The 6,038-nt window shown below is 57.9% G+C and carries 6 protein-coding genes; 1 reads left to right on the top strand and 5 read right to left on the bottom strand.

What is annotated here, in order from left to right:
• The first annotated feature begins 642 nt into the window (after positions 1 to 642).
• Positions 643 to 2,688, top strand: a complete 2,046-nt coding sequence (locus WS62_RS00200; RefSeq protein WP_231748160.1) for an ATP-binding protein — start codon at positions 643 to 645, stop codon at positions 2,686 to 2,688.
• A gap of 111 nt (positions 2,689 to 2,799) precedes the next feature.
• On the opposite strand, the gene WS62_RS00195 is transcribed toward WS62_RS00200, so the two are convergent.
• The 5 genes from WS62_RS00195 to WS62_RS00175 form a co-directional block, all read right to left on the bottom strand.
• On the bottom strand, positions 2,800 to 3,159 hold the full coding sequence (locus WS62_RS00195) for a DUF3085 domain-containing protein (RefSeq protein WP_043294188.1): 360 nt from the start codon (positions 3,157 to 3,159) through the stop codon (positions 2,800 to 2,802).
• A 119-nt stretch (positions 3,160 to 3,278) separates the two neighbouring features.
• On the bottom strand, positions 3,279 to 4,073 hold the full coding sequence (locus tag WS62_RS00190; protein ID WP_066566165.1) for a GTPase: 795 nt from the start codon (positions 4,071 to 4,073) through the stop codon (positions 3,279 to 3,281).
• Between the two features lie 118 nt (positions 4,074 to 4,191).
• Positions 4,192 to 4,908 (bottom strand): DUF5983 family protein, encoded by a 717-nt coding sequence (locus WS62_RS00185; protein WP_066566161.1) that lies wholly within the window; start codon positions 4,906 to 4,908, stop codon positions 4,192 to 4,194.
• A 139-nt stretch (positions 4,909 to 5,047) separates the two neighbouring features.
• A complete protein-coding gene (locus tag WS62_RS00180; RefSeq protein ID WP_066566158.1) occupies positions 5,048 to 5,437 on the bottom strand; it encodes a hypothetical protein in 390 nt (129 codons plus the stop codon).
• A 19-nt stretch (positions 5,438 to 5,456) separates the two neighbouring features.
• A complete protein-coding gene (locus WS62_RS00175) occupies positions 5,457 to 5,702 on the bottom strand; it encodes a hypothetical protein (protein WP_066566155.1) in 246 nt (81 codons plus the stop codon).
• Positions 5,703 to 6,038: the final 336 nt, after the last annotated feature.

Here is a 6,038-nt window from a genome sequence, read left to right as displayed (position 1 = left end):
TGAGTGACCACAATTTGTCGTCTACAAGTTCTTTAGGCATCGCTTCCTGTCAGGCAAAACAAGACAGGAAGTTAACACCAAGTCGGAAAAGTTAACAGACCCGAAACTTAATTTCGCAACAGCTTCTAAGTCTTTTCGTTTGACGACGTGGTCATGGTGAATCTCCTGATGACTGATGCGGAGACACACCATCCCGCGGGAGGTGTGGTACCCCCGCGTGGGTGAAAGAAAGGGACGACATAATCCCGATGGACTACCGTGGCATCGCCATCGAATCCGATGGATGTTCGCGCGTGGATGCCGAAAGCGAACGGGTTCGATCAACGGAGTGGAAACCTCCGGCGTCGCCTTGAAGATCGGGGCGACCTGGGCATGTCGCTGACAATGCAGCGGGACATGGGGCGAGCGTGGCGGACCTCGCGCGTATTGGCGACCAGAAATGCGTTTGGCGGGAGGACCTCATTCGAGGCATGAAAGCCAGCGATGAACGGAACGCCCCATGCGACGATATGACATCGGCGATGGTGTGACCCAGCCAAAGTCGAGGCGGACGATCAGTCAACGGTAGCAGGCTTGTTAGAATGCGAGGACAATGCGCCGAATATACGGGTTGCTTGCTCCGAGAGGGACCGAACCATGAGCATGAATACCTATCTCCGAGGTAGGTTGCGCAATACGCCTCTACCACGTAGTCACGGTTTGCTGCCGCTATTCGAGGCTGTGGTCAATTCGATTCAAGGGATCGCCGCGCTCCATGAGGACCCGTCTGTCGGGGAGATCACGATCGAGATCGTGCGGTTGCCGCAAGCCTCCCTCAATTTCGATGGCAACAAAAGCAAACGAGGGGCGCCACCGACGGAGCCCATCACAGGTTTTCGCGTAATCGACAACGGTATTGGATTCGACGCAAAGAACCTGGAATCGTTTGAGACACTGGATTCGGATTACAAGGCCAGCGAGGGCTGCAGGGGCGTCGGTCGACTTTTATGGCTGAAGGCGTTCGATAGAGTCCGCATTTCCAGCGATTTCATGGACGCCGATACTGCTTTCAAGCGGCGAACCTTCACGTTCAACACGACGCACGGTGTCGATAACGTAGAGCTTGCCGGTCTTCCGGAAGCCAAGGAGCGCAAGACGTCGGTGCATCTGGATGGCTTCAAGCAAATCTATCGTGACCGATCGCCCAAGAGTGCCCGGACGATAGCCAATGCTCTCTTCGAGCATTGCCTTTGGTATTTTGTTCGGGAGGGCGGTGCTCCGCGCATAAAGGTTCAGGATGGTAGCGAACTGATCGATCTCGAGGACGTTTATCAGGAGTGCATGTTCTCGTCTTCAAGACGTCAAACGGTCGATCTGAAAGGGCAGAGCTTTGACTTGATCCATCTCAAGCTCAAGTTCACCTCACCGAGGCAGCCTTTCATTGCATGGTGCGCAGCCGGACGCGTCGTAGAGGATGAGGGTATTGCCGGAAAGATCGCTGGGTTGCATGGTCGGATAAGGGACGAGACCGGCGAGTTTATCTACGCGTGCTATGTGACCTCCGAGTTTCTTGATCAGCATGTTCGTCCGGAGCGCATTGGATTTGACCTTGATGAGGCCGGTGAGGATCTGTTCTCGGAAACCGATATTAGCCGAGAAGACATCCGGGACGTGGTCATCAATGCGGCGAAAGAGTTTTTGAGCGAGTACCTGCAGGAAAGTCTGAAAGCGGGGAAGGAGCGCGTCGAGCAGTTCGTGGCGCTTCGGGCGCCTCGTTACCGTCCCATCTTGAGCCGTATTGCTGAGGAGAAGCTTGCTGTCGATCCGGATATCTCTGACAAAGATTTGGATCTTCTGCTTCACAAGCAATTGTCAGAGATCGAAGGGGCGCTGCTGTCCGAAGGGCACGCCATCATGCAGTTCAGCAAAGAGGAATCGAGCAACGACTATCGTGCGAGGCTTGCTGCCTACCTTCAAAAAGCCGACGACATAAAAAGGTCCGACCTGGCGAACTATGTGTTCCACAGGAAAGTCATCCTCGACATTCTTCAGAAGGCAATTGAACGTGGAGAGGACGGAAAGTATGCAAAAGAGGAACTCATTCACGAACTCATCATGCCGCTGAGGAAGACGTCAAACGACGTCAAGTTGGATAGCTGCAACCTTTGGCTGATCGACGAGCGTTTGGCTTTTCATGATTTCCTCGCATCGGACAAGCCGTTGTCCTCCATACCGATCACAGACGCTACCGAATCGAAAGAGCCGGATCTTTGTCTATTGAATGTGTTTGATGAGCCGATACTCGTCTCTGACGACAACCGGTTGCCGTTGGCTTCGATCGTGATCGTCGAGATCAAGCGGCCAATGCGTGATGATGCCGGTCCTGGAGAGGATAAAGATCCCGTCGAGCAAGCGCTGGGCTACTTGGAGCGCATTCGAGACGGAGGCGCAAAAACTGCAAGCGGGCGTCCTATCCCGAAGTCGCAGGAAATCCCTGGGTTCTGCTATGCCATCTGCGATATCACGCCTTCCGTGGAGCGACGTTGCAAGCTCCTGGGGCTGCGGGTGACGAGTGACCGGCAAGGCTATTTCGGATTCAACGATAACTACAAAGCGTATATCGAAGTCATCTCGTTCGATCGTTTGCTCAATGCTGCCCGCGAGCGAAACAGGGCGTTCTTTGACAAGCTTGGATTGCCAACGAATTGAGACTGATTCAGCGAAAGTAATCGGGCCCTGCAACTTCTCCAGTTGCTTGATATGACAAGAAGCCCCTCGGGTTGCGAGGGGCTTCGATGCGAGAGGTTGGTGTTAGGAAGGTTAGGCGTTGGTGGACGGCTCCACGACTTCCAGCAGCAGGTGGCTGGACGTCGCGCGAACCGTCAGGTCGTAGCCGTCATTGACAACACGTACGAACAGCGGGTGGTCCGCATCGAAGTGTTCGGCAAAATCATCGCCGCCCAGCTCATCGTGCGCACGGTCGTACCACGTATCGAATGCAACCTTGGTGGGATTGCATTCCAGTGCATAGGCGATGTAACGTCGATAGCCCGACGGATCGGCTTCGCCGTGTTCGGCCAAGAAATAAACCCCGTGATCCTTGACCAGCAAGACGGAACATTGGTGCGCGCGTGCCTCGAAAAGGACGGGACGTAGGTCAGCAGCCGTGAATCGCAGCATGGCGCAGACTCCTTTGAAAATGAGATGGAATGCCGCGGCATGCGCGGCAGGGGAACGGGGAGTGAGCTTTCCTCATTCGAGGAAAGCCCGCCAGAGTGATGGCCTAGCTGACGCGGCGATCATGCACACCGCTTGCGCGAGGGCTTGGCCAGGACATCGATGCGAATGGCTCTCCAATGTCCGTCATCGATCAGCCGTTCGAGCACTCCGCCGAGCATGTCGACATAGACTTCGTCGATCCGGTCGACCACGGTACCGTCCCGGTGTAGCTCGATGACGTAAGCGTCGAGCCCGCGGTCGTAGAGCATGGTGACTCGCCCGTCGAATTTCATCGTGGTGACTGAAAACGCGATCGACGGTGGCGTGGTGTCGTCCGGCGCAGGATCGACGCAGACGAAATCGCGGGCACCGGCATCCACCAGCAAATGACTGATACGGCGAAAGCGATCGGGTGCCGGTAACTGCTCCAGTTGTTCGATCAATGCCGCCAGCTCCACACAGCGCGGCGTTGGAAGGGGCAACTTGGTCGTCGCGCCACCGAGGATGACGGACTGGACGGTGTAGGTTTGGCCGCCTGTCGTTTGACGGACTTCTTCGACGGGAGCATCCAGGCGCGTACCGTCGAAGTGGTGCCGTGCATACGGCGTGACCGCGACCTTGACGCCTTCCTCCGGATCGTGGCTGGCCAGTTGGCGATCGACGACGGCGAATTGGGCACGTGCGGTTTGCACGATGATGGCGTGGTCGGTCTTGGCAATGACCTTGCCTTCGAACGGCTGCGGATCGATCACGAAACCCAGCGCGGAAACGGGGGGTTGATTGTCGTAGATGCGAAAGTTGAACGACCGCACGTTGCGAGGAAGGAAGGGGCCGACGAGCGCCTGCAATTGGGTACGAAGGAAAGCATGGTCCATGGGGAAGCTCCTTGAACAAGGGGGAGGAAACCCAGGGACGCCGCCCCTTTGGGGCAGAACGCCCCCAGGGGAGAAACGACGCGAACGCGTCGGGAAAGAAAGATGTGGGAAACGCCGTTCAGAAGGCGAACAACGGAAGACCGTCAAGCGGACGTGCATCCGCATCGAAGATCAGGATGCGCACGTCGGCCTCGCCGGCCTGATGCAGCAGATCGATCAGCGTATCGGGCATACGCGCTTCGCGATGCTCCTCGCGCAGTTCGGCGGCCGTTTGCACGCCCACCGCACGCAGGTGTTCATCGGTCCATGGCGTCGCGATCAGCTTGCAACCGATGGCGTGGTTGGCGGGTACGCGAAACGCTTCGACCAGCAATCCGCTGGGCTGACCGGCATCGGCCAAGCGAGTGAGATAGCGCCAGCCGTCCTCGCTCAGATGACGGCTGCTGATTTCCCAGCACCGACTGAAGACGCCGGTGTCGAAACGGATCTGTTCGATCGTGCGCTGTGCCGCTTCGAGCGAATAGACATCACCGACATGCGCCAGCGCGTCACCGAGTCGTCCGGTGATTTCGTAGACGACGTTGCGAACGATGCCGAATCGTCGACACGGGATTTCCAACGCTTCAGGTATCGAGAGCTTATCGGCAACGAGACCATAGTCGTCGCAGAAAATGCAAAGGTTGCCTTGCACATCATCGTCGGACAGGTGCGCCTGCGAAGCATGCAAGGGACGATAGCAAGGCAGACGGTCGTGATCGTCTTCGGTGATGCAGAGCACGCGGCGAACAGTCAGTGCGTAATAGCCGCGATGAAAGGGATTGCGGTGATCGGCCATGGGGACCTCCAGGATGAAAGGCGGATTCCCATCCCCGCATCGGGCATGGAAACCCGATGAGGGAAGAAAGGCCTGCGATCGTCCGCATGGACGGGCAGGCCCGGGGATGACACGCCACGGGACGCGGCGCGAAAACGCCTTACCAGCCGGCGTAATGCAGAAGCAGCGAAGCGATGACCTCACGCCGCTCGGCATCCAGTCCGCCGAGATCGGACAGACCGTGGACGCCAACGCGGCGCAGCAGCGCACCGCCATCGCGCGCGTCGTAGACACTCACCATCGCGGCGAGAAAGACTTTTTCGCCGGAACTCATCGGACCGATGGCTGCTTTGATCAATCGCAGGTTGGGACATAGATCCCATTTGGTGAGGGCAAGATCGAACGCCTCGCGGGTGCCCTGGCCGAAGAACCGCGCACCGGCCAGCTCCACGCCGTGCTTCCAGGCGTTAAAGAACGCTTCGGTCGCGTTACGTTCACGAGCTTCAGCTTCCGCGAGTGTACGAAAGACATCGTGATGGTTCGGATGCATGGATTACCTCGACGGGATGTCAGGGAACAAAGCGTTGGGTCCAGCAATTGGCGACCAACGCGCGTTCGGCGAGATCGCGTGTCGGGAAATACTCGACGGACTCGCGCGAGATGGGACCTTCGTCATCCGCGGTGCCGATGTAGTAGCCGGCGACGCTGCGAAGCACATGCAACGGCAATCGCTTGCCGGTGTATCGCCAGGCGAGCGCACCGAAGTGCGGATTCGTCAGCGGGGTGGAGCACGATGAGACATACGGGGTAGCCATGAAGCACTCCTTTCAAGGGGTAGCGGACAGCCACCCATCCCGACGGGAAGCAGTGACATCCGGTCGAGGGACCACGAGCATCGTCATCCGGTGGGGATGAGCGTCCGCGGCGAGCGATGCGAAGCGGACTGGCGGACAGTCACTGCGATGACACGCAGCGCAGCCTTGAAGACCATCGGCTGCCTGGGCACAGGTCGAGGGGATCGACCGCGTACGGCATGAACATGAAGCAGTTGATCATGACGAGCGACCAGGAATGGGCATTCCGCAGCAGACGCATTGATGGCCGTGGGGCTGGGAAAGGTCAGCGGCCGTCCCTGTACACTTGTGCGTCGT

The sequence above is a fragment of the Burkholderia sp. ABCPW 14 genome, assembly GCF_001523835.1.
GTDB lineage: Bacteria > Pseudomonadota > Gammaproteobacteria > Burkholderiales > Burkholderiaceae > Burkholderia > Burkholderia mayonis.
This window is presented reverse-complemented; position numbering and strand designations above follow the sequence as displayed.

Coding starts and splice junctions, on each gene's coding strand:
- WS62_RS00200 (WP_231748160.1), top strand. CDS start 643: ATGAATACCTATCTCCGAGGTAGGTTGCGCAATACGCCTCTACCACGT.
- WS62_RS00195 (WP_043294188.1), bottom strand. CDS start 3,159: ATGCTGCGATTCACGGCTGCTGACCTACGTCCCGTCCTTTTCGAGGCA.
- WS62_RS00190 (WP_066566165.1), bottom strand. CDS start 4,073: ATGGACCATGCTTTCCTTCGTACCCAATTGCAGGCGCTCGTCGGCCCC.
- WS62_RS00185 (WP_066566161.1), bottom strand. CDS start 4,908: ATGGCCGATCACCGCAATCCCTTTCATCGCGGCTATTACGCACTGACT.
- WS62_RS00180 (WP_066566158.1), bottom strand. CDS start 5,437: ATGCATCCGAACCATCACGATGTCTTTCGTACACTCGCGGAAGCTGAA.
- WS62_RS00175 (WP_066566155.1), bottom strand. CDS start 5,702: ATGGCTACCCCGTATGTCTCATCGTGCTCCACCCCGCTGACGAATCCG.